We start from the raw sequence: 1,418 nt of genomic DNA on the forward strand, positions 1-1,418 counted from the left end.
CCTTTTATTTCTTTTGAATTAGCAGGTCAACCAAATCCATTTAGCGAAATATACGTTCCTAATGCGGTAAATTATCAATTTGCTAGCCCAGGGGCGACCAGTCAGTTAGTTTGGGACGAACAGGTAGAGCAAGCCAACATAACAGATGGGCCTGAGATTTTTGACCCTGCGCTCTTAGCGGCATATACTTCTAACGACTTACGTCACGTACTCTTGGCAGATAACACCATTTTTCCAACAGATTTTGTCGATATACAATATAATACACCTATCGTTTCTTCTTCTAACCGTTATTTGGTGTTCACTGAGACCTTAGGTAACAATGAATTTACCATTGAGGCTTTAGATAATTCTTTGGCACCAACTGGTACTCCAGTTGTAGCACTTCCAGGAACCTATTTTGATACTGGTGTTAATTTTATAGGAGGCTTGAATGTCTTTGTAAAGATCTATCCTTTAACAGCCTTCGTTCCTGCAGGTGATGAAATTAGAGGTTTTAGAATGACACAAACAGGAGCACCTGTTGCTGGTGGAAATGGTGGTGATGGTAAAGCTTTCGTTGTATATGACCCTACATTCTTAACCCCACCACCAACAATTGAGAATACAACCTCATTTGTTCAGCCAGACTGTTTAACAGGTGTAGGCTCTATAACCATTGATGCTACCGATAATGGAGGAGGAGCGATTGAATACAGTGTAAACGGTGCTGCCGGACCTTTCCAGGCTAGTAACGTTTTTACTGGTTTAGTTCCAGGTACGTATACACCAGCAGTTAGATATGCTGGAACACCAACTTGTGTAGAAGTGGCCTTGTCTGACATTGTTTTAGACCCTGCAATATGTTCATTGAGTCTTATTAAGAGTATTACAAATATAACACCAGCTGGTGCTCCTGGGGTAATTGATGATATAATCACCTATAACTTTGTTATAACAAATACTGGAGATTTTACAATAACCGATATTTTTGTCGTTGATCCGACGGCCTCAGTAAGTGGAGCAACTATAGTAAGTTTAGCGCCTGGAGCATCTGACAGTACCTCTTTTACGGCGACCTATACGATTACGCAGGCTGATATAGATGCTGGAGGAGTTGAAAACAGTGCAATTGTTAGTGGAGAAGTTCCTGGAGGAAATACAGGTGATACAGCTGATGATTTAACGGATATTTCAGATACCGGAACAGAGTCTGATGGAACTACCGTAGTTGTAAACCCTGAAACTGTTGAAACAGATGATATTGATTCAGTAAATGGTGATAACAATGATGGAGACACCACTAATGATGTAACATCCTTAGCAATATTACAATCACCCAACATCACGATCACCAAGGTAGATACCTTAAATGATGGTGGCGATGGTATTGCGGATGCTGGAGATACGATCACTTATGCCTTTACGGTGACCAACAC

General features: G+C 40.9%; 1 protein-coding gene. It reads left to right on the forward strand.

Annotated elements, in window-relative coordinates; all coding sequences use genetic code 11:
- The coding region (locus tag J4050_RS15125) for a CLIPPER-2 domain-containing protein (protein ID WP_438874721.1) at positions 1-1,418 on the forward strand (1,418 nt) is incomplete at both ends.

Origin of the sequence: Winogradskyella pelagia (genome assembly GCF_017581965.1) — a bacterium.
Lineage (GTDB): Bacteria > Bacteroidota > Bacteroidia > Flavobacteriales > Flavobacteriaceae > Winogradskyella > Winogradskyella pelagia.